Here is a 20,915-nt window from a genome sequence, read left to right as displayed (position 1 = left end):
TATCCAATCGGTCAAAAAAAGATGGATCGGTAGTTACCCAGACGGGCCGATCACCCGAATAACAGCTGCCGCAAACCAAAGCGCCCGGTCGGATTCAGCGCTTGACCACATAGCGCGTCACCACGGGCGGCGACTCGCCGATGTGAAACGCCAACCGCCGTTCGCGCAAGGCCATGTCGGCGGCCGTGGCGCGGTTGAAGCGGCGCAGGTGGTCGGTCCAGCTTTCGTCGACGATTTCTTCCACGTAGCGGCCGGGCTCCGAGATGTCGTGCAGCAGTTCCCAGCCGATGGCGCCCTGCCCGAGCCGCGCGCGGCGGGTCTGGTGCATCACCAGGTGGAAGGCCGCCGCGCGTGCCGGATCGATCATGTACTCGATGGTGATGACCACGCGGCCGTTTTCTTCGGGCGTTTCCGCTGGCGGGCCCGCCGCCCAGCCGGCGCGCGCCGGGCTCATGTCGGCTTCTTCTCCCGAGACGTCGGTTACCCAGCGCAGCGCCGCGAGCATCATCAGCGTGCCGCTCGCCGCGGCAATTTCGAGGCTGGAGCGCAGGTTGGTGACGGTGGCCACCTGGCCCCACAGCGCCGCGCCGATCGCGCTCGCGCCCATGATGGCCATCTGGTAGGTCGACATGCCGCGTGCGCGCACCCAGTCGGGCAGCGCCAGCTGCGCCGACACCGAGAGCGAATTGGCCACGGTGATCCAGGCCATGCCGCCGAAGAACATGGCGGGCACCGCCACCCACGCGTTGGGCGCAAAGGCCATGACCGCGGTTGCAAGCGATTGCAGCATCGTGCCGCGCAGCACCAGCTGGTCGCGACCCAGCGCCTGGCGCAGCCGCGGCAGGAACAGCACCGCGACGATCGCGCCCGAACCCATGGCCGCCAGCAGCAGCGTGAAGGTACCGGCGCCGCCACCCTCGAGGTTGCGCGCCAGGAGCGGCAGCATCGCGAGCAGCGCTGTGGAGTGAAAAAAGAAGATCGTGATGCGAGAGAGCACGGCCCGCATGCGCTGCGACTGCCACACGAACTGCACGCCCACGCGCATCGCGCTGATGAGCCGCTCGCGCCCCAGCGGATTGGGCTTGTGCTCGCGCCGCCAGCGCAGCACCACGAAGCCCGAGGCCACCGACAGCACCGCATTGAGCGCAAACACCCAGACGCTGCCCGCGCTGGCAATCAGCATGCCGGCCGTGAGCGGGCCGATGATGCGCGAGGCGTTCATCGCAATGCCGTTCAGGCCCAGCGCCGCCGGCAGCTGCGGCCGCGGCACCAGCTCGGGCACGATGGCCGAGAACACCGGCCAGCGCAGCGCCAGGCCGATGCCGTTGGCGAAAGTGAGCGCCAGCAAAAGCGGCGCGGTCATCATGTCCAGCGCAATGGCCGCGCACAGCACGATGGCCGTGCCCGCCAGCCAGAACTGCGTGGCCACCAGCCAGCGCCGACGGTCCAGGATGTCGGCCAGCGCCCCGCTGGGCAGGCCCAGCAGGAACACCGGCAAGGTGGAGGCCGATTGCACCAGCGCCACCCAGATGGGCGAGGTGGTCAGCGAAGTCATCATCCACGCCGCCGCCACGTCGCTCATCCACATGCAGATGTTGGCGATGAGCCAGGTGCTCCACAGCATGCGGAACACGGGCAGCTTGAGCGGCTCCAGCGCCGCGAACTTCGGCGGCTGCGGCCGCGCGGGGGGAACAGGTGTCTCTTCGGGGGAAATCGGTGGCATGTCGCCCGATTGTGCCTATCCCCTGTCGCTGCGCGCCAGGCGGTGTTCGAGCCGCCGCAGCATCGTGGTGAGCACGAGCGTCATCACCCAGTACACCACCGAAATCGCAAGGTACGGCTCCCAGTAGCGCGCATAGGCGCCCGCCACCGTGCGTGCGGCGTAGGCCAACTCGGCCAGGCCGATGGCCGAGACCAGCGAGGTGTCCTTCAGCAGCGCGATCGCGTTGTTGCCCAGCGGCGGCAGCATGCGGCGAAAGGCCTGCGGCAGCACCACATAGCGCATGACCTGCGCGGGCGTGAAGCCGATCGACCGGCCGGCATCGAACTGCCCGCGCGAGATCGACTGGATGCCGGCGCGGAACACTTCGGAGATGTAGGCCGCCGAATTGAGCGTGAGCGCCACCACCCCCGAAATGAGCGCGCCATGTTCCTGCTTGAGCGTGCGCGCCAGGTCGCCATCGATCAGGAGGCCCGTGCTCGGGTGAATGAACACCGGCATCACGGCGAAGTGAATCAGCAGGATCTGCACGAAGAGCGGCGTGCCGCGGAAGAAGCTCACGTACACCGTCGCCGGCCAGCGCAGGAAGAACCGCGCCACCCAGGTCCACGGCGCATGGCGCGGCTGGGCGAGCCGGGCGAGTGCCAGGCACAGGCCCCAGCTTGCGCCCAGCAGCACGCACACCACGGTCATGCGCAGAGTCATCCAGGCGCCTTGCCAGAACAGGTCCTTGTATTCGACCAGGATGTCCCAGCGGAACCATCCGAACAACAGGATCGGCTGTTCCATCTAGTGCTCCCTTGCGCCCGGGCCGGACGTGCTGCTGCTCATCGGGCGTTCGGGTCCTTGTTGAACCACTTCTTGTAGATCGTGTTGTAGCTGCCGTCGGCGCGAATCGCAGCCAGCCCGGCCGTGAGCTTGTCGAGCAGCGCCTTGTCGCCCTTCTTCACCACGATGCCGAAGCCCTCTTCAGGAAAGGACTTGTCGTCGATGGTCTTGAGATCGGGGTTTTGCGCCACGCGGTAGGCGATCACGCCGTTGTCGCCCATGGCGGCATCGACACCGCCGCCGGCCAACTCCGAAATGATGAGCGGCGTGCTCTCGAAGCGGCGGATGTTGGGGCTGGTCTTGCCGAACTCGCGCGAGGCGATGTCGTCGGCGGTGGAGGCGCTCACGACGGCAATCTTCTTGCCGGCGAGGTCCTTCAGCGACGCGACCGTGCTGTTCTTCGGCAGTGCGATGAGCTGGCGCGCCGCAAAGTAGGGCGGCGTGAAGTCGTAGCTCTGCTTGCGCTTGTCGTTGATGGTGACGCCCGAGATCACGAGGTCGACGTCGCCGTTGTTGAGCGCGCCGAAGATGCCGGTGAACGGCGTGTTGACCACCTTGATCTTCAGGCCCTGCTGCTTGGCAATGGCATTGATGATGTCGATGTCGAAGCCTACGATCTGCTTGTCCTTGTTCTCGAAAGCGAAAGGCGCATAGGTGGCGCTGGAGGCCACGGTGAGTTCGCGGTTCTGTGCCTGGGCGCCAAAGGCGAGCGTGGCGGCGGCAAGGCCGAGCGCCAGGGTGCGGCGGATGGAGTTCATGGAGCTTCTTCCTCTTGTCCGCCAAGGGGGCGGCATGTGTCTGTGGTGGGCGGGAATTCTAGGTTGCAGCTAGCGTGCCAAGCGTCCAGGCTGCACTAGCGTGCCAAGTGCCCGAGCGGCCAGGCGCTGCTGGCCTTCACCTCCCCCAGCGAGAAGCTGGTGTGAAGGTCTTTCACGTTGGGCAGGTTCATCAGGTGGCGCCGCGCGAAGGCCGAGAAGCTGTCGAGGTCCTGCGCCACCACCTGCAGCTCGAAGGTGCCGGTGCCGCTGATGTAGTGGCAGGCCACCACCTCGGGCAGCTTGCGGATGGAGTCCTCGAGTTGCTGGGTGGCGTCGTGGGTGACGCGTTCGGTGTCCACCCGTACGAAGGCGAGCACGCCGAGCCCGATCTTGTGGCGGTCGATCTCGGCGTGATAGCCCTTGATGAAGCCGGCTTCTTCCAGCGCGCGCACCCGGCGCCAGCAGGGTGCGGCCGAAAGGCCTACGCGCTGCGCAAGCTCGGCATTCGTCAGGCGGCCGTCGGCCTGCAGTTCTTGCAGGATTGCAAGGTCGAACTTGTCAATGCTTTCCATAACGCTCGATGTTAAGCAAGATTCTTTCTGAAAGGTGGTTTTTTTGGGCGAAGAACGCAAACACCTGTCGCTGGCCCCGGCATACACTTTGCGTGATCATGGGCTCGCGCCCTACCGGGCACAGACCCATAGCCAATCAGCCAGGCCCATCAGGCCCTGCCAACGGAGACAGACACATGAATGCACCGCTGCCCGAGCACATCCGCAAGGCGCTGGAAACCGTCACGCTCGACGACAAATACAGCCTCGATTACGGCCGGGCCTTCATGAGCGGGGTGCAGGCGCTGGTCAAGCTGCCCATGCTGCAGCGGCTGCGCGACCAGCAGGCCGGCAAGAACACCGCGGGCTTCATCAGCGGCTACCGCGGCTCTCCGCTCGGCGGCTACGACCAGGCGCTATGGAAGGCCAGCAAATTCCTGAAGGAACAGAACATCGTCTTCCAGCCCGGCGTGAACGAAGAACTCGCCGCCACGGCGCTCTGGGGCACCCAGCAGCTGGGCTTCTCGCCCGCGGGCACCAACAAGTTCGACGGCGTCTTCGGCATCTGGTACGGCAAGGGCCCGGGCGTGGACCGCTGCTCCGACGTCTTCAAGCACGCCAACATGGCCGGCACCACCGAATGGGGCGGCGTGATTGCGGTGGCGGGCGACGACCATATTTCGAAGAGCAGCACGGCCGCGCACCAGAGCGACCACATCTTCAAGGCCTGCGGCACGCCGGTGTTCTTTCCGGCCAACGTGCAAGAAATATTGGACCTGGGCATTCACGCCTTTGCGATGAGCCGCTTCTCGGGCATCTGGTCGGGCATGAAGACGATCCAGGAAATCGTCGAGTCGAGCGCCACGGCCATGATCGATCCGGACCGCGTCGAGATCGTCATTCCCACCGATTTCCAGATGCCGCCCGGCGGCCTGCACATCCGCTGGCCCGACCACGCGCTCGAGCAGGAAGCGCGGCTCATGCACTACAAGTGGTATGCCGCGCTGGCGTACATCCGCGCCAACCGGCTCAACCACAACGTGATCGAGGGGCCGAACGACCGCTTCGGCATCATGGCCAGCGGCAAGGCATACAACGACACCCGCCAAGCGCTGATCGACCTCGGCCTGGACGACGCGACCTGCCGCCAGCTCGGCATCCGGCTGCACAAGGTGGGCGTGGTGTGGCCCCTGGAGGCGCAGCTGACGCGCGACTTTGCCACCGGCCTGCAGGAAATCCTGGTGGTCGAAGAAAAGCGCCAGGTCATCGAATACCAGCTGAAGGAAGAGCTCTACAACTGGCGCGCCGACGTGCGGCCCAACGTGCTCGGCAAGTTCAACGAGCTCGACGGTGATTTTTCCGGCGGCGAATGGGCCATGCCCAACCCCACCGCCAACACGCTGCTGCGCGCCAATGCCGACCTGAACCCCGCGCTCATTGCCAAGGCCATTGCCCAGCGCCTGCGCAAGCTGGGCATCCTGGAGCAGGCCGGCGCCGACATGCGTGCGCGCATCGACGCGCAAATGGCCATTCTCGAAGCCAAGGAGCGCTCGATGGAAGCGCTCAAGGTGGGCGGCGTGCAAGGCGCCGATCGCCAGCCGTGGTTCTGCTCGGGCTGCCCGCACAACACCAGCACGGTGGTGCCCGAGGGTTCGCGCGCGATGGGTGGCATTGGCTGCCACTTCATGGCCACCTGGATGGACCGCTCCACCATCGGCTTCACGCAGATGGGCGGCGAGGGCGTGCCGTGGGTGGGCCAGCAGCCTTTCACCACCGACCAGCACATCTTCGCGAACCTGGGCGACGGCACCTACTTCCACAGTGGCCTGCTCGCCATTCGCCAGAGCATTGCCGCGGGCGTGAACATCACCTACAAGATCCTCTACAACGACGCGGTGGCCATGACCGGCGGCCAGCAGGTCGGCGAGCGGCCCGAGGGCCACTCGGTGCTGCAGATTGCCGAAAGCCTGCATGCCGAAGGCGCGAAGAAGGTCGTCATCGTGACCGACGAGCCCGAGAAGTACGAGGGCGTGAACATCCCCGGCGACCACGTGGCAGTGAAGCACCGCGACTTGCTGGACGACATCCAGCGCGAGTTCCGCGAGATTGCCGGCACCACCGCCATCATCTACGACCAGACCTGCGCCACAGAGAAGCGCCGCCGCCGCAAGCGGGGCACGGCTGTCGACCCGGCCAAGCGCGTGGTCATCAACGACCTGGTCTGCGAAGGCTGCGGCGATTGCAGCGTGAAGAGCAACTGCCTGTCGGTCGAGCCGCTCGAAACCGAATTCGGCCGCAAGCGCACCATCAACCAGAGCAGCTGCAACAAGGACATGAGCTGCCTGAAGGGCTTCTGCCCGAGCTTCGTCACCGTCGAAGGCGGCCAGCTCAAGAAGAAGGCCAAGAACAAGGCCGATACGCCGCTCGAACTCGGCGCGCTGCCCGACCCGGCCGTGCCGGTGCTGGCCCGCGATCAGGTGTGGGGCATCGTGGTGGCCGGTGTCGGCGGCACGGGCGTCATCACCATCGGCCAGCTGCTGGGCATGGCGGCGCACATCGAGGGCAAGGGCATCGTCACGCAGGATGCGGCCGGCCTTGCACAAAAGGGCGGCGCCACGTGGAGCCATGCGCTCATCGGCGAATCGCAGGACGCGATCCGCACCACCCGCGTCGGCACCGCCGCGGCCGACCTCATTCTTGCGGCCGATCCGTTGGTGGCGGTGAATGCCGAAACCCTGGCGCGCATGCGCGAAGGGCGCACGCACGTGGCGCTCAACACGCACAGCACGCCCACCGCCGCCTTTGTGCGCAACGCCAACTGGGTCAATCCGCAAGACGATTGCGCGAACCAGATCGCACGCGTCGTGGGCACCGATGCGCTCGGCACCTTCGATGCGGACGCGGCCGCCACCACGCTGATGGGCGACAGCCTCTACGCCAACCCGATGCTGCTGGGCTTTGCCTGGCAAAAGGGCTGGATCCCGCTGGCGCTCGAGTCGCTGCTGCGCGCCATCGAACTCAACGCCGTGGCGGTCGAGAACAACAAGACCGCCTTTGCGTGGGGCCGCCAGGCGGCCGTCAACCCGGGCGCGCTTCAAAAGCGCGTTCGCCCCGGCCAGGTCATCGAGTTCAAGAAGCGTGAAACCGTCGAAAGCCTCGTGGCGCGCCGGGCTGAATTTCTGACGGGCTACCAGAACGCGGCGTATGCCGACGAATACCGGCAGTTCGTGGGCAAGGTGCAGCAGGCCGAATCGGCGCTGGGCAAGACCGCGCTGACCGAAACGGTCGCGCGGTACCTGTTCAAGCTCATGGCGTACAAGGACGAATACGAAGTGGCGCGCCTGCACACCGACCGCAGCTTCCTGGACCGGGTCGAGGGCATGTTCGAGGGCGAGATGGGCAAGGACTTCAAGCTCAACTACCACCTTGCGCCGCCCATCATCGCGAAGAAAAACTCCAAGGGCGAGCTGCAGAAGCAGCAATTTGGCGCGTGGATGCTCTCCGGCTTCAGGCTGCTGGCCCGGCTCAAGGGCCTGCGTGGCACGGCCCTGGACATCTTCGGCCGCACCGAAGAGCGCAAGACCGAGCGCGCGCTCATCGGCGAATACCGCGCGAGCATCGAAGAGGTGATTTCCGGCCTGCGCGCCGAGAACCACGCGCTGGCGCTGGAGATTGCCAGCCTGCCCGAGCAGATTCGCGGCTACGGCCACGTGAAGGAGCGCAACCTGGCTGCGGCCCGCACCCGCTGGAGTGAATTGCTCGCCAAGTGGCGCAACCCGCAATCGGCGCAGCGCGCGGCAGCCTGATTTTTTAGGGGGCAGCCGGCCTGTGGCTGCGCTTTGCTCCCGAAAAGATAGCGCCAGAGGCGCGCCACAAGCCCTGGAAAGCCCTGCCCGGCGCGCCGGATAAGCGCGCGGAGCAGGGCATTGCCACGAATACAATGCCCGCTGCTGTGCGCGGCCGATGCCGCTTCACGCTCTGACTCGCGGCCTTTTCCACGGGGCCGCGGAACCGCGGGCCCGTTCCGCGCTTCTGACATTCCTCTTCTCTCTGCTGGAGACTCTCTTGTTCATTTCCTCTGCTTTCGCCCAAACCGCGCCCGCTGCTTCCGGCGGTGGCGACATGTTGTCCTCGCTCGGGAGCATGCTGCCCCTCGTGCTGATGTTCGTGGTGCTGTATTTCGTGATGATCCGTCCGCAAATGAAGCGCCAGAAAGAAGCCCGCGCCATGATCGAGGCGCTCGCCAAGGGTGACGAGGTGGCAACGGCCGGCGGCGTGCTCGGCAAGATCACCTCGCTCGGCGACCAGTACCTCGGCCTCGAGATCGCCAATGGCGTGGAGATCAAGATCCAGCGCAGCGCTGTGGTCCAGGTCTTGCCCAAGGGCGCCGTCAAGTAAGCAATAAATGCGTGGCCCGGCCTTGCGCTTTGTGGAGCAAGGCCTCAAGTCACGCCGTGTTTCGTTTCTGAAAAGCGCTTTCTCATGAACCGTTATCCGGTCTGGAAGTACGCGATCATCGTGATCGTGCTGCTTGTGGGGTTGATCTATTCCCTGCCCAATTTCTTCGGCGAGGCGCCTGCCGTGCAGGTGTCCGCGGCCAAGTCAACCGTCAAGGTCGACGCCGCCACCCAGGGCCGGGTCGAGGAGGCGCTGAAAACAGCCGGGCTCACGCCCGACCTGCTCACGCTCGAAGGCGGCTCGCTGCGCGCGCGCTTCGGCACGCCCGACGAGCAGCTCAAGGCGCGCGACGTTCTGCAGCGCACGCTGGTGCCTGATCCGTCCGACCCGCCATACGTGGTGGCGTTGAACCTGGTTTCGCGGTCGCCGGCATGGCTCACGTCGCTGCACGCGTTCCCGATGTACCTGGGCCTCGACTTGCGCGGCGGCGTCGACTTCCTGCTGCAGGTCGACATGAAGGGCGCCATCGACAAGAAGGCCGAGTCGTTCGCGGGTGACCTGCGCACCACCTTCCGCGACAAGAGCATCCGAGGCACCTCGGTGAACCGCAACGGCCAGACCATCGAGGTTTCGTTCCGCGACGCGGCTGCGCTGCAAACGGCCAAGCAGCTCATCCAGGACCAGTTCCCGGACCTTGCGACCACCGAAGCGCAAGACGGCAACAACTGGCGGCTCACCGCCACCATCAAGCCCGAGGCCGCGCGCCGGCTCCAGGACGCGGCGCTCAAGCAGAACATCACCACCCTGCACAACCGTATCAACGAACTCGGCGTGGCCGAGCCGGTGATCCAGCAGCAGGGACTGGACCGCATCGTGGTGCAGTTGCCCGGCGTGCAGGACACCGCCAAGGCCAAGGACATCCTGGGCCGCACCGCCACGCTCGAAATGCGCCTGGTCGACGAAAGCGCCGAAGGCCGCGCGGCCGAACTGAGCGGAGGACCGGTGCCCTTCGGCTCCGAGAAATTCTTCGAGCGTAACGGCCGCCCGGTGATCGTGAAGAAGCAGGTGCTCGTCACCGGCGAAAGCCTCACCGACGCGCAGCCCGGCTTCGACCAGCAGAGCAACCAGCCTAAGGTCGACCTGACCATGGACGCCAAGGGCGGCCGGATCATGCGCGACGTGAGCCGCGAGAACTACAAGAAGCGCATGGCCATGCTGATCTTCGAAAAGGGCAAGGGCGAAGTGCTCACGGCCCCTTCGATCAACGGCGAGCTCGGCAACCGTTTCCAGATCTCGGGCTCGATGACCGTGTCCGAAGCGGCCGACCTCGCGCTGCTGCTGCGCGCCGGCTCGCTGGCCGCGCCGATGGAAATCATCCAGGAACGGACCATCGGCCCGAGCCTGGGCGCTGACAACATCGAAAAGGGCTTCAAGAGCGTGATGTATGGCTTCCTGGCCATCATGGTGTTCATGTGCGCCTACTACGCGCTGTTCGGCCTGTTCTCGTCGATTGCGCTGGCCGTCAACCTGATGCTGCTGGTGGCCATTCTCTCGATGCTGCAGGCCACGCTCACGCTGCCCGGCATTGCGGCCATGGCGCTGGCCATCGGCGTGGCCATCGACTCCAACGTGCTGATCAACGAGCGCGTGCGCGAGGAGCTGCGCAACGGCGCCTCGGCGCAGGCCGCCATCCATGCCGGCTACGACCGCGCCTGGGGCACGATTCTCGACTCCAACGTGACCACGCTGATCGCCGGCATTGCGTTGCTGGCCTTCGGCTCGGGCCCTGTCCGCGGCTTTGCGGTGGTGCACTGCATCGGCATCGTCACCTCGATGTTCTCCGCCGTGTTCTTCTCGCGCGGCCTCGTGAACTTCTGGTACGGCAACAAGAAAAAGCTCAAGTCGGTGTCGATCGGCACCGTGTGGCGGCCCAAGACCGACGGCACGGCCGTGGCTGACGGCAAGTAAAGGTCAAGGACAAGCGCCATGGAATTCTTCCGCATCCACAAGACCATCCCGTTCATGCGCCATGCACTGGTGCTGAACATCATTTCCTTTGCCACCTTCGCGCTGGCGGTGTTCTTCCTGCTGCACCGCGGGCTGCACCTGTCGGTGGAGTTCACGGGCGGCACCGTGATGGAGGTGGCCTACCAGCAGTCCGCCGACATCGGCAAGGTGCGCGAGGCGATCGGAAAGCTCGGCTATCCGGACGTGCAGGTGCAGAGCTACGGCACGTCGCGCGACGTGCAGATCCGCCTGCCGGCGCAAAAGGGCATGAGCTCCGACCAGCAAAGCGCGCAGGTCATGCAGGCGCTCAAGTCGGTCGACCCCTCGGCCACGCAGCGCGGCTTGGAAGTCGTCGGGCCGCAGGTGGGCGAGGAGCTCACCACCAACGGACTCAAAGCGCTCGGCATGGTGGTGGTCGGCATCATGATCTACCTGGCGGTGCGCTTCGAATGGAAGTTCGCCGTCGCCACCGTGCTGGCCAACCTGCACGACGTGGTCATCATCCTGGGGTTCTTCGCCTTCTTCCAGTGGGAGTTCTCGCTCGCGGTGCTGGCGGCGGTGCTTGCGGTGCTGGGGTATTCGGTGAACGAATCGGTCGTGATCTTCGACCGCGTGCGCGAGAATTTCCGCCGCTACCGCAAGATGAGCACGGTGGGGATCATCGACAACGCGATCACCTCGACCATCAGCCGCACCATCATCACGCACGGTTCGACGCAGCTGGTGGTGCTCTCGATGTTCTTCTTCGGCGGCCCGACGCTGCATTACTTTGCCTTGGCGTTGACCATCGGCATCTGCTTCGGCATCTACTCGTCGTGCTTCGTGGCGGCGGCTATCGCCATGTGGCTCGGCATCAAGCGCGAAGACCTGATCAAAGGCACACCGGTCAAGCGCGACGGCGATTCCGAGGACGACCCGAACGCCGGCGCCGTGGTCTGACGGCACTGAAACCGAAGGAAAGTGCCGCGGGAAGTCAGCAACTGCAAGGAAGCTGATGCACACTTGTGCAGTTGCTTTTCCCGATGCAAGCTCTCGGCTGTTGCCGAATAGAGCCTCACCGGCCTTTCTGATCTTTCAATGAGTATTGCGCGGTCCGCCTCTTCCTTGCAGCTCGCACGCGAGACGCGTGAGCGTTTCGTGCTGGCGACCGGGGGCGTCATCGTTCCCTTGGCGCAGGCCATCCGGGACCGCCTGACCAAGCAGGCCTCTGAAATTGGCAGTGCCCGCGCCATGCAGGAAAGCCGTGACGATTTCGTGGCATTCCAGGGGCAGGCCACGCAATGGGTTTCACTCGCCCAGACCAACTGGCGCAAGTCGGTCAACGCTCCGGGCGCGTCGACCGGCGCACCGTCCACAGGCGGGCTGCGGCTCGAACTGATCGGCGATGACGTGGTGGAAAGCAACATCCTGTCGTCGCGCCTGGCCCAGGCGATCCAGGAAAAGGCGAGTTTCGAACTCAGCGACCTGCGTCTGCGTATCCAGCACCTCGAAGGCACCACCGAGTTCGACGCCCATGACGTGCTCAGGCCCGAAACGCTGTCCAAGCTGCTGGTGGACCAGTGGCTGGCGGCCGGCTTGAGCCGCGCGCTCTGGGCCCGCGTGCAGGAAACCGTGCAGCATCAGCTGGTCGGCGTGGTCGTCAAGGCCTACGAGGACGCCAACGCGTTCCTGGTCTCCAAGGGCGTCATGCAGGAGATCGATCTCAAGAATTTTGTGCGCCGCACAGGCGCTTCCGGCGGCGGCCCGGCAACGGTTCCGGGGTCGCCGTATGCCGGCGGCGTCAGCGCCCAGGCTCCGGGCGCCGCTTCGCGCCATGGCTCGGATGCATCGCCGCAAACGCGGGGCTTGGCTCCGTCGGCGCCTCTCGCAACGACAGGCGGCTCGCCGCTGCTGCTCGCCCGCCAGCGAGCGCAGACGGCGTTGCTGAGCCTGAAGCGCTTCGTCGCCGCCCGTATCGGCGCGGCAGACATGCAGTCCACCATGTCTTCTGCGCCCCAGTCGGTTGCAGGAATGGACGGCCGCGCAGTGGCGGGGAGCGGCGTCAACGGCGGCGGCACCGCACCGGCCGTTTCGAATACCTTTGCGGCCGTGATCGCCGACGCCGAAGCCGCCTACCGGACGGCTGCCACGCAGTACATGCAGGAGCCCGGTAACGAGGCCACGATCATCCAGCAGGCCTCGGTCGACCTGCGGCGGCGCAGCGCCGAGATCAAGAAGCGCGCGCCCACCACTGCGGACAAGGCCACTGTCGAGATCGTTGCGCTCATGTTCCAGGCCATTCTCGCGGAGGAGCGCATTCCTTTCTCGGCGCGCGTGTGGTTTGCGCGGCTGCAGATGCCCGTGCTGCGCGTGGCCATTGCCGAGCCCGAGTTCTTCGGCACGCTGCAGCATCCGGCGCGCATGCTGATCGACCGCATGGGCTCCTGCGTGATGGGCTTCGATGCCGCCGCCATTTCGGGCAGCGCGCTCGAAGGCGAAATCCGCCGCGTGGTGCAGGTGATCGAGCAATACCCCGAAACCGGGCAGCGCGTCTTCAAGCTGGTGTTCGACGAATTCGTCGCGTTCCTGGGCCGCTATCTCACGCAAAGCGACACCACCCAGCGTGTCATGAGCGTGGCGCAGCAGGTCGAGCAGAAGGAAACGATGGCGATCCAGTACACCATCGAATTGCGCAAGATGCTCAACGACATGCCAGTGCGCGACGAGATACGCGAGTTTCTCTTCAAGGTCTGGGCCGAGGTGCTGGCCATCGCCGCACTGCGCTACGGCGCCCAGGGCGAGCAGACGGTCATGCTCAAGCGCGTTGCCTCCGAACTGGTGTGGGCCGCAAGCGCCAAGCCCAACCGCGCCGACCGCGCCCGCGTGATCCAGGACCTGCCGCAGCTGCTGCAGCGCCTGCGCCTGGGCATGAACCTGCTGGGCATCATCGACGAGCCCCAGGAAGCCCACATCAAGACCATCGGCGCGACCTTGTCGGATGCCTTCCTTTCAAAGACCGAGGCCATTCCCGCGGCCAAGATCGAAGCCATGGCCGAGCGCCTGGCGCACCTGGAAGACTTCGTGAGCGACGAAGGCGGCGCTTCCAACCTGCCGCTCGATGCCAACAGCATCGAACTGCTGCTCGGCGTGGACGCGGCCTCGATCGAGGTGGTGCCCGACACCCCCGGCGCCGTTGTGGCCGAAGACATGCTGGAGTGGGCGCACGAACTGCAGGTGGGCAACTGGTTCATGCTCGACCACAACGACCGCGTGAGCCAGGTTCAGTTCGTCTGGCGCAGCGACCGCAAGCAGCTGCACCTGTTCGCCTCGGCCGACGGCCGCAGCTTTCTCATCCAGGTCGGCCGGCTGGCCAACTACCTGCAAGCCGGCCTGCTGGTGCCGGCCGAGGAAGAAACCCTCACCGTGCGCGCCACGCGCGAGGCGCTCGCCAAGCTCGATGCCAACCCGGAGCGCCTGCTGAACTAGCCGGCTAGTGCGCGGTACGTCCTTCGCGGCTTTCGCAGAGTTCGTCGAGCACCAGCGCGTCGGGCTCGATGCCGGTGCTCCAGTGCACCATCAGCACGATGATCTTGAGTTCGTCCAGCGCCACCGGATCGCCCGGTGCGGCCATGGCGCGCTCGATGACGATTTCGCGCAAACCGCAAGACAGCACGTTCGACGACTCGAGAAAACGGATGAAGCCGAGGCAGTCGGCGCCCAGGTGCTCCTGCTCGGCCTGGGAATACACCCGCATTGCATTGCTCGACTGGGGCAGCGCGGCTTCGGGAGCACCCTGCAGCGTGACAGTGGCGACGGCGTCGTCATTGGCGCTTCGCTCGAGTTGCAAGCCTTGTGTTGCAAGGCTCAGGCCGTCGAGCCAGTGCAGCGCATCGCGGATCTCTTCTGCCTCGAAGCCGTGGGCGCTGAGCTTGCGGCCCAGTTGTCCGGGTTCGGGGCAGGCATCGCCGCGCCAATAGTTTTCGTAGACAAAAACGAGCACTTCGAACATGAGCCCAATATAGCCGAAGCTTGTTGCGGGCTCCCGGGCTTCATGTCACTTCTTCGTCCCTTTTTGGGGGGAGGAAAATACTAAGCCGCTGCCGTTCTCTGGAAGAGCCCACCGGGCAGGCGAGCCACGTGGCCGTCGAGCTCGAGTTCGAGCATCTTGGCCTGCAGCGCGGCCGCGCTCCAGCCGGTGCGTGCGCTCAGGGCGTCGAGGTTCACAGGGTCGAAGCCCAAGGCCTCGAGCAACGGGTTTTCCGCGGCTGACGAGGAAGCACCGGCATCGCCGAAGAGACCCGCATTCGCGTTGGCTGCGCGCAGGTCGGGCAGCTCTTCGAGGATGTCGTTCACCGACTCGACCAGCTTCGCGCCCTGGCGAATCAGCGCATGGCAGCCCCGCGATTGCGGCGAGTGGATCGACCCCGGAATGGCGAACACTTCCTTGCCCTGTTCCGAAGTGAGGCGGGCCGTGATCAGCGAGCCCGATTGAAGCGCCGCCTCGACCACCAGCGTGCCGCGCGCCAGGCCGGCAATGAGGCGGTTGCGCTTCGGAAAGTTTTGCGTGAGCGGGGGCGTGCCCAGCGGCAGTTCGCTCACGATCAGTCCCTGCTGCCTGATGCGGTGCGCGAGGTCGCGGTGCCGGGCCGGATAGACGCGGTCGAGGCCCGTTCCAACGATGGCTACGGTGGCGAGCCGGGGCACATCGCCGGCCGCGTCCAGCGCGCCCTGGTGCGCGGCGCCGTCCACACCGAGGGCCAGTCCAGATATCACCGGCAAGCCCGCGTCGCCCAGCGCCCGTGCAAAGGCCCGCGCATTGGCGGCGCCCTGCGGCGTCGGGTTGCGGCTGCCCACCACTGCAATGCTGTTGGTGAGCTGTGTCAGGTCGAAGTCCGCCGCGCCGAGCACGTAGAGCATCAACGGCGGGTCGACCATTTCGAGCAGCGAGGCGGGGTAGCCCGCATCGCCCAGCGTCACGATGCGGCGCGCGGTGCCATCGTCCTGGCTGGGTTGCAGCCACTGCCAGGTCAGATCGATCTGCGCCTGAAGGCCGTTGGGCGGCTGCTGCAATGCGTCGGCCTGCGCCTGGGACACCACCTGCCGGAGCGCCGCGGCAGGTTGCGCAAAAATGCCCTCGGGCAGCCCGAAGGCCGCCAGCAGCTTGCGTGCGGCGCCGTCGCCGATGCCCGGCGTCAGTGAAAGCCGCAGCCAGCCTGCGAGTTCTGCGCGTTCCAAACGAAGCGAAAAATCGTCAGGGATTGACCAGGAAGTCGCCGGCGCGCGGGGTGTCGGTGATTTCGAGCACCAGCGCGTACGACACCTTTTCGAACGGGCGGAACACCATCAGCAGGCCGATGCGTTCGTTCGGGAGCTTGATGGTTTCCTTGCGTTCGCCGGTGCGGTCGAGAATGGTTTCGCCGTTCTTCAGAATGGCCAGCACGTGGCCACTGTCGACGCCGTCGCGCGTGCCCTTGTTGATGGCCACCACCTGGTTCTGCGCCGCGAACTGCACCGCATTGCCGTAGACCGAAATGATGCGGCCTTCTACCTGTGTGGAAGGGGCGCGCGGCACGTAGCTCAGCAGCTGGCGCGGCGGCTCGGGCAGCAGGCGGTCGCCGGCGCGGATTTCCTCGCGCGCCGCGATGATGTCGATGCTGGCCGGCACCACCGTGATGACGTCCTTGTCCTTCTGGGTCTCGACCGTGGTCGATTCGCCGCGCTGGAGCTGGGCCTTGCCCAGGTACTGCGCCTCGTAGCCGAGGATTTCACCCGTTCCCGGGTCCTTCAGCGGCGTGGCGCTGCGGAACACGCGGAAGTTCTTCAGCGGACCGGGCGTTTCGAGCAATGGCGTATCGGCATTGCCGCGCGCATAGGCACGGTCGCCGCGCGACAGCAAAACCCGGCTGTCATTGCCGGCCACGATTCGCGGCGCGCTTTGCAGCGTGTCGGCGTCCACCACGATCGGCTCGCTGAGGAACGGCTCGATGATGCTCGGGTTGAGCGTGGGCAGCGCCATGCCGGCCAGGGAATCGAAGCGCGTGCGCGGCGACAGCTTGATGGTGCCGCCGTCTGCGCTGCCGCCCGCGCCGCGGCGCATGGTCAGGCGTGCGCGGCCGCCCGTCTTGTCCAGGTAGAGAACCTGGCCCGGGTAGATGCGGTGCGGGTTCGCGATTTCATTGATGTTCATGCCCCACAGTTCCGGCCAGCGCCAGGGGCGCAGCAGGTAGAGGCGCGAAATGGCCCACAGGGTGTCGCCGGGCTTGACCGTGTATTCGTCCGGCGCGCTGGCCGCTAGTTCGCTCAGCGGAACGCCGTTCTGGGCGGTTTGCTGTGCCGTGGCGCGTTGCTGCGGAGTGACGGGGTAGTTCTGAGCCCAGGCCGTCGTGCCACCGCTGATCACCGCAAGGGCTGCCAACGTGGCGAAAAGATGCGGGCGCTGGCGGACAGGGGTTCGGAGCTTTTTCATGTCTGGATGGGTGAGCGCATCAAAGTATCGGTGCGCATACGAATCTCACAATTTGCTACGAATTCTGCGCCCGAAGCCCTTTAAAGGGCAACGTTTTCAGGCGATCCGAGCTCATCCCGTCGCGGAATTGGCGAAAATAGCCACAACTTTTCCCGTTTTTCATGGCCAAACGAATCATTCTGAGTTACCCGGACAAGCGCCTGCACACGGTCGCCAAGCCGGTACAGGGCGTCGATGCACGCATCAAGGCCCTGGTTGCCGACATGCTGGAGACCATGTACGACGCCAACGGCATCGGCCTGGCGGCCACCCAGGTCGATGTGCACGAGCGCCTGGTCGTCATCGACGTGTCCGAAGAGCGCAACGAGCCGCTGGTGCTCATCAACCCCGAAATTATCTGGGCAAGCGACGAAAAGGTGCTGAACGAAGAGGGTTGCCTCTCGGTCCCCGGCATCTACGACGGCGTGATGCGCTCCACCTCGGTCAAGGTCCAGGCGCTGGACGAAAACGGCGAGCTTCGCACCATCGAGGCCGAAGGCCTGCTCGCCGTGTGCATCCAGCATGAGCTCGACCACCTGCTCGGCAAGGTGTTCGTCGAATACCTGTCGCCGCTCAAGCGCAACCGCATCAAGAGCAAGCTGCTCAAGCAGCAACGCGAAGACGCCCGAGAGGGCAGGGCCTGACATGCGTTTCGCCTGGCCGAGTGCTTTCGTCGTTGCCGCCGGGCTGCTGCTGGCCGGCTGCGCCAGCGAACCGACCCGCATCGTGCCGGGCACCACGGCGGCCGAAACCCTGCAGCGCCTGGGTCCTCCGACGGGCCGCTACCCGCTCACCGGCGGCGGCGAACGCCTGCAGTATTCGCGCATGCCTGCCGGCTTCGAGGTGACCGACATCGACGTGGATGCCTCGGGCAAGGTCGTTTCCGTGACGCAGGTGCTCAACGAGGCGCGCTTCGGGCACGACATCAAGGTCGATCGCTGGCGCCAGAACGACGTGATCGCCTTTTACGGCCGGCCTTATGAAATCAGCCGCGTCAGCTCATTCGACGGAGCCGTCTGGACGTGGCGCTACAAGGCCGTGAACGAGCGCCGCATGCTCTATATCTACATCGACCCTACCGGCGTGGTTCGCCGCTATCACACGGGGGATGACCTCGAACTCGATCGGATCCGGGATTGAGCCCGCTCAAGGTCGTTTTCGCGGGCACGCCCGAGTTTGCGCGCGTCGCGCTCGAGGCCATTGCCGCTGCCGGGCACGAAGTGGTGCTGGTGCTGAGCCAGCCCGACCGGCCCGCCGGGCGCGGCATGAAGCTGCAGGCCTCTCCCGTCAAGCAATGTGCCGTGGCCAACCACTGGCCCGTGGCCCAGCCGCGCAGCCTGCGGCTCGACGGCAAGTATCCTGAAGACGCTTCGGCCGCGCGCGAGGCCCTGCTGGCGGCAAAACCCGATGTGATGGTGGTTGCAGCCTACGGGCTCATCCTGCCGCAATGGGTGCTCGACCTTCCGAAGTTCGGTTGCCTCAACATCCATGCCAGCCTGCTGCCGCGCTGGCGCGGCGCAGCGCCGATCCACCGCGCCATCGAGGCCGGCGACACGCAAACCGGCATCACCATCATGCAGATGGACGCCGGCCTGGATACGGGCGACATGCTGCTGCGTGAGTCGGTCGATATCGGCAACGACAACACCGCCCGCCTGCACGATCGGCTGGCCGAACTGGGCGGACGCTTGATCGTCCAGGCGCTGGCCGATATCGGCAAGCTGGAGCGCACTCCGCAGCCTGCCGAAGGCGTGACCTACGCCAACAAGGTCGAAAAGCACGAAGCGCAGGTCGACTGGAACCAGCCCGCCGACGCCATCGTGCGGCGCATCCGCGCCTTCGATCCGTTTCCCGGCGCCAACAGCCCGCTCGACGGCGAAACCATCAAGCTCTGGACCGCCTACGCGGCGCCCGCCGAACAATCGGCTGCGCCCGGCACCATCCTGGCCGTGACCGAGGCCGGCGTTGCGGTGGCTGCGGCCGGCACGATCGTCATGGTCACCGAACTCCAGCGTCCCGGCGGCAAGCGCCTGGCCGTGGCCGATTTCCTGCGCGGCTTCGACCTGAAGCCCGGGCAGGTGTTCGGCTGATGTTCCTGTCCGCAGCCATCCGCCGCCGCCCAGAATTCCGCGCCGGCATCCGCGACATGTCCTCGGCCGCTCTGGGCATCGGCGCCTGGGGGCTCATGACCGGCGTTGCCATGGTCAAGTCGAACATGAGCGTGCTGGAATCGGTGGCGATGACGCTGCTGGTCTACGCCGGCAGTTCGCAGCTTGCGGCCATTCCGCTGCTGTTTGCGGGGGCGCCGGCGTGGGTGATATTGGCCACGGGTTTCTGCGTCAACCTGCGCTTCGTGGTCTTCAGCCTGCACCTGCGGCCGTACCTCATGCACATGCCGCGCTGGCGCCGCATGACGCACGGCTATCTCACGGCCGACCTGAGCTATGCGCTTTTCACGCGGCGCTACGCGTCGCCCCCGGTGGGGCCGGACGAGCAGAAGGCGCAGGAGGCCTATCTCACCGGCAACTACTTCGTGACCTGGTGCTCGTGGATGGGCATGAGCCTTCTGGGCATTGCGCTCGCCAATTTCATTCCGCAGAACTGGGGACTCGGCTTTGCCGGCGTGCTGAGCCTGGTGGCCATCGTTTGCTCGATGGCGACCACGCCGCTGCGCATGCTGGCCGCGCTGATCGCCAGCGTTACCGCGGTAGTGGCCTATGCGCTGCCGCTCAAGCTCAACATCGTGGTGGCCATCGGTGCGGCGGTGTTGCTGTGCTTCTGGCTCGAGAAGCAGCTCGGGCTCGACCCGGATGCGGAAGACAACAAATGAGCGGCACCACCGATTTCTGGACGCTCGCGGTCATCGTCGGACTGGCCTGCGTCACCGTGCTCACGCGGTGCTTCTTCTTCATTCTCGACCGGCCCTGGGGCCTGCCCGACTGGGCGCACCGCGCACTGCACTACGCACCGGCAGCGGCACTGGCGGGTGTGATCGCGCCGGAGATCGTGATGAGCCAGGGCCACCTGATCACCACGCTGCACGACGCACGCCTGTACGCGACCGTGGTTGGCGCCGCTTATTACTACTGGCGGCGCGGCGTGCTCGGCACGATGCTGGCGGGCATGGCGGTGTACCTGCCCTTGCACCTGTGGCTGGGTTGGTAAAAAGCTTCAGTCCAGCTTCACGCCTGCGGCCTGGATGATCTTGCCCCAGCGTTCGCTCTCCGCCCGCGACAGTTTGTAGAACTCCTGCGGCGTTCCCGGCAGCGGCTCGAAGCCGAAATCCGCGAACAGCTTCACCACCTTGGGTGCCTTCATCGCCTTCTGGAGCTCGCTGTTGATGCGCGCGACCGCTTCCGGCGGCATGCCGGCCGGGCCGATCAGGCCATGAAAGGCATAGGCGTTCACGTCGCTGAAGCCGGCCTCTACGAAGGTCGGCACTTCTGGCAATGCGCCCGCCCGCTGCGGCAGTGCAATTGCCAGCACCCGCACCTTGCCCGCCTTGATGATCGGCAGGCCTGAAGCCAGGTCGAGCATCATCGTCGGCACCTGGCCGCCCATCACGTCGGTCATTGCGGGCGCGGCGCCCTTGTAGGGCACGTGCGTGATGCTGATGCCGGCCTTCTGCTTGAAGAGCTCCATCGCCATGTGGTGCGGCGAGCCGTTGCCGGGCGAGGCGTAGCTCACCTTCTCGGGATTGGCCTTCACGTAGCGCACGAACTCGGCCACGTTCTTGGCGGGGAAGTCCGGGTGCACCACCAGCGCCACCGGAAAGCGGCCGATGGTGCCGATGTAGGTGAAGTCGCTGGCAGGCTTGTAGGGCAGCTTGGCGAACATGTGCTCGTTGAAGAGCAGCGCCGCGTTCTCGGCCTGCATGATCGTGTAGCCATCGGGCTTGGCCTGCATCAGCACCGACACGCCGATGTTGGTGGACGCGCCGGGCCGGTTGTCGATGATGAGCGGCTGCCCGAGCGAAGGCTGCATGGCTTCGGCCAGCGCGCGCGCCAGGTTGTCGGTGCCGCCGCCGGCTACGTAGGGCACGATCCACTTGACGGGCTGGCTCGGGTAGGCTGCCTGCTGGGCAGAGGCAAGAGGTGCGGCAGCCAGCGCGAGGGTTGCGGCCATCAGGGAAAGAAATCGTTTCATCGTTCGTGTCTCCGTTGCTTGTT

18 protein-coding genes are annotated in these 20,915 nt (G+C 65.8%); 10 read left to right on the top strand and 8 right to left on the bottom strand.

Translation table 11 applies throughout. The annotated features are described in order from the left end of the window. Nucleotides 1–94: 94 nt before the first annotated feature. The 4 genes from GOQ09_RS25215 to GOQ09_RS25200 all read right to left on the bottom strand — a co-directional run bounded on the left by GOQ09_RS25215 (nt 95) and on the right by GOQ09_RS25200 (nt 3,878). Entirely contained in the window at nt 95–1,723 is a 1,629-nt protein-coding gene (locus tag GOQ09_RS25215) for an MFS transporter (RefSeq protein ID WP_157616380.1), read from the bottom strand. 15 nt (nt 1,724–1,738) lie between these two features. After that, a complete protein-coding gene (locus GOQ09_RS25210; protein WP_157616379.1) occupies nt 1,739–2,509 on the bottom strand; it encodes an amino acid ABC transporter permease in 771 nt (256 codons plus the stop codon). A 38-nt stretch (nt 2,510–2,547) separates the two neighbouring features. Then, nucleotides 2,548–3,306, bottom strand: a complete 759-nt coding sequence (locus GOQ09_RS25205) for a basic amino acid ABC transporter substrate-binding protein (protein WP_157616378.1) — start codon at nt 3,304–3,306, stop codon at nt 2,548–2,550. 95 nt (nt 3,307–3,401) lie between these two features. After that, on the bottom strand, nt 3,402–3,878 hold the full coding sequence (locus GOQ09_RS25200; RefSeq protein ID WP_157616377.1) for an Lrp/AsnC family transcriptional regulator: 477 nt from the start codon (nt 3,876–3,878) through the stop codon (nt 3,402–3,404). A gap of 176 nt (nt 3,879–4,054) precedes the next feature. Here GOQ09_RS25200 and GOQ09_RS25195 point away from each other — a divergent pair, with 176 nt between their 5' ends. From GOQ09_RS25195 to GOQ09_RS25175, 5 genes are all read left to right on the top strand, one after another. Further along, entirely contained in the window at nt 4,055–7,663 is a 3,609-nt protein-coding gene (locus GOQ09_RS25195; protein WP_157616376.1) for an indolepyruvate ferredoxin oxidoreductase family protein, read from the top strand. 259 nt (nt 7,664–7,922) lie between these two features. Further along, entirely contained in the window at nt 7,923–8,255 is a 333-nt protein-coding gene (yajC, locus tag GOQ09_RS25190; protein WP_126748582.1) for a preprotein translocase subunit YajC, read from the top strand. Between the two features lie 84 nt (nt 8,256–8,339). Next, nucleotides 8,340–10,223, top strand: coding sequence for a protein translocase subunit SecD (gene secD / locus GOQ09_RS25185; RefSeq protein ID WP_157616375.1), 1,884 nt, complete (start codon nt 8,340–8,342; stop codon nt 10,221–10,223). 18 nt (nt 10,224–10,241) lie between these two features. Further along, nucleotides 10,242–11,201 (top strand): protein translocase subunit SecF, encoded by a 960-nt coding sequence (gene secF, locus GOQ09_RS25180; RefSeq protein WP_157616374.1) that lies wholly within the window; start codon nt 10,242–10,244, stop codon nt 11,199–11,201. Between the two features lie 138 nt (nt 11,202–11,339). Further along, entirely contained in the window at nt 11,340–13,727 is a 2,388-nt protein-coding gene (locus tag GOQ09_RS25175) for a DUF1631 family protein (protein ID WP_157616373.1), read from the top strand. Between the two features lie 4 nt (nt 13,728–13,731). Here the strand turns inward: GOQ09_RS25175 and GOQ09_RS25170 are convergent, their stop codons facing one another. The 3 genes from GOQ09_RS25170 to GOQ09_RS25160 form a co-directional block, all read right to left on the bottom strand. After that, nucleotides 13,732–14,250, bottom strand: a complete 519-nt coding sequence (locus tag GOQ09_RS25170) for a DUF494 family protein (RefSeq protein WP_157616372.1) — start codon at nt 14,248–14,250, stop codon at nt 13,732–13,734. Between the two features lie 80 nt (nt 14,251–14,330). Beyond that, nucleotides 14,331–15,476, bottom strand: coding sequence for a DNA-processing protein DprA (gene dprA, locus GOQ09_RS25165; protein ID WP_157616371.1), 1,146 nt, complete (start codon nt 15,474–15,476; stop codon nt 14,331–14,333). Nucleotides 15,477–15,492: 16 nt separating this feature from the next. Next, nucleotides 15,493–16,707, bottom strand: a complete 1,215-nt coding sequence (locus tag GOQ09_RS25160; RefSeq protein WP_157616370.1) for a LysM peptidoglycan-binding domain-containing protein — start codon at nt 16,705–16,707, stop codon at nt 15,493–15,495. 161 nt (nt 16,708–16,868) lie between these two features. On the opposite strand from GOQ09_RS25160, the gene def reads away from it, so the two are divergent. Genes def through GOQ09_RS25135 form a run of 5 tightly spaced genes read left to right on the top strand, consistent with a single transcriptional unit; the run spans nt 16,869 to nt 19,911 of the window. Next, entirely contained in the window at nt 16,869–17,390 is a 522-nt protein-coding gene (def, locus tag GOQ09_RS25155; protein ID WP_126748575.1) for a peptide deformylase, read from the top strand. A gap of 1 nt (nt 17,391) precedes the next feature. Next, a complete protein-coding gene (locus GOQ09_RS25150; RefSeq protein ID WP_126748574.1) occupies nt 17,392–17,886 on the top strand; it encodes a hypothetical protein in 495 nt (164 codons plus the stop codon). Continuing rightward, nucleotides 17,883–18,836, top strand: a complete 954-nt coding sequence (gene fmt, locus GOQ09_RS25145; protein ID WP_157616369.1) for a methionyl-tRNA formyltransferase — start codon at nt 17,883–17,885, stop codon at nt 18,834–18,836. Before GOQ09_RS25150 ends, fmt begins: the two co-directional genes overlap by 4 nt. Further along, nucleotides 18,836–19,576, top strand: a complete 741-nt coding sequence (locus GOQ09_RS25140) for an AzlC family ABC transporter permease (RefSeq protein WP_157616368.1) — start codon at nt 18,836–18,838, stop codon at nt 19,574–19,576. Before fmt ends, GOQ09_RS25140 begins: the two co-directional genes overlap by 1 nt. Then, nucleotides 19,573–19,911: an AzlD domain-containing protein gene (locus tag GOQ09_RS25135; RefSeq protein ID WP_157616367.1), complete on the top strand. Its 339-nt coding sequence runs from the start codon at nt 19,573–19,575 to the stop codon at nt 19,909–19,911. Before GOQ09_RS25140 ends, GOQ09_RS25135 begins: the two co-directional genes overlap by 4 nt. A 6-nt stretch (nt 19,912–19,917) precedes the next feature. On the opposite strand, the gene GOQ09_RS25130 is transcribed toward GOQ09_RS25135, so the two are convergent. Then, nucleotides 19,918–20,892 carry a Bug family tripartite tricarboxylate transporter substrate binding protein gene (locus GOQ09_RS25130; protein WP_157616366.1) on the bottom strand — a complete coding sequence of 325 codons (975 nt, stop codon included), beginning with the start codon at nt 20,890–20,892 and terminating at the stop codon, nt 19,918–19,920. Nucleotides 20,893–20,915: the final 23 nt, after the last annotated feature.

The sequence above is a fragment of the Variovorax paradoxus genome, assembly GCF_009755665.1.
Lineage (GTDB): Bacteria > Pseudomonadota > Gammaproteobacteria > Burkholderiales > Burkholderiaceae_C > Variovorax > Variovorax paradoxus_G.
The sequence above is the reverse complement of the archived record's forward strand: the minus strand, read 5'-3'. Positions and strand labels throughout refer to the sequence as shown.